Genomic DNA, 994 nt, shown 5'->3' with positions numbered 1-994 from the left:
TGCAGGCCGCCATGCAAACCACGCTCATGCCATAAGCGCTCGACGCGCCGCATGAGGCAACCGGGCCCGGTCTTCGCATTCGCGAAGACCGGGCCCTTTCGTTTATGCGGGCACCGCGTTGACGTTGCCTGCTTCGAGCGTCTCGTTGGTGCGACGATTCATCATGTTGCGCGCGCAATCATTACCACTGCGGAAATCGTTAATCACAAAAATCACCGGTTGAGTCAACTGCGTGCAGCGCAATGTTCGATTCAGGTCAAGCAACGGCCGTGTCCAGCATGGATGCCGGTATCGCCCATCTATACATTACAAAGCTCTTGCATCGTCACGCATGGCCGCTATGCGTGACGATGCCTTCCCAACCGCGACCCCGGGCTCGTCGAGCAGTTCCGCCTCGATTTGCGCCGCCAGCGTGTTGCTGCGCGATTCGGCACGCGCCCCGGATCTTCATCAAAACCTGTTTCAGGGATGTTTTAGATCATGGCAAACCAATCTGCAGTCAAGAAACCGTCGCGCCCGACCATCGACACCGTGACCGGCAACGTCGGGGCGCGTACCGGCGTGATCGGCCAGTCCGGGCTGACCAACGACCCGCGTCCGGTGTTGAGCGGACACGGCGACGTCGGCTCGACCATCCACATCCGTGCCGAAGGGCGCGAGGTCGGCACCGCCCAAGTCGGCTCGGACGGAACGTGGACGTATCAATTGCCGCAGCCGCTGTCGGACGGCTTGTGCCGTCTGTCGGTGCAGGCAGGCAATTCGGCCGGCCTGAGCATGCCGTCGAAGGCGTACACCATCGAAGTCGAGGCGGCCGCGACGACGCCGCCGATCATCGATCACGGATCGCCCGGCATCCCCGGGACCGCCCACGCGGTGGTGGACAAAGCGGGGCGCGACAGCGGGGCATCTCACAACGATTGGCTGACCAACGACGGCACGGCGGGGCGGCTGATCAGCGGTCACATCGAGGGTGCGCTCGGCGCGGGCGACCGGG

Annotated in this window: 2 protein-coding genes; one reads left to right on the top strand and one right to left on the bottom strand. The window is 63.7% G+C overall.

Annotation, left to right across the window (positions count from 1 at the left end):
• Window positions 1-102 precede the first annotated feature (102 nt).
• The gene (locus ACYP33_RS09185; protein WP_414450733.1) at window positions 103-264 is read right to left on the bottom strand and encodes a hypothetical protein; all 162 of its coding nucleotides are present in this window, start codon (window positions 262-264) and stop codon (window positions 103-105) included.
• Window positions 265-480: 216 nt separating this feature from the next.
• Between ACYP33_RS09185 and ACYP33_RS09180 the strand changes: the two genes are divergently transcribed.
• Window positions 481-994 (top strand): Ig-like domain-containing protein (locus ACYP33_RS09180; protein WP_459621152.1); only part of this gene is annotated, 514 nt, incomplete at its 3' end.

The sequence above is a fragment of the Burkholderia sp. 3C genome, from assembly GCF_054589155.1.
This window is presented reverse-complemented; position numbering and strand designations above follow the sequence as displayed.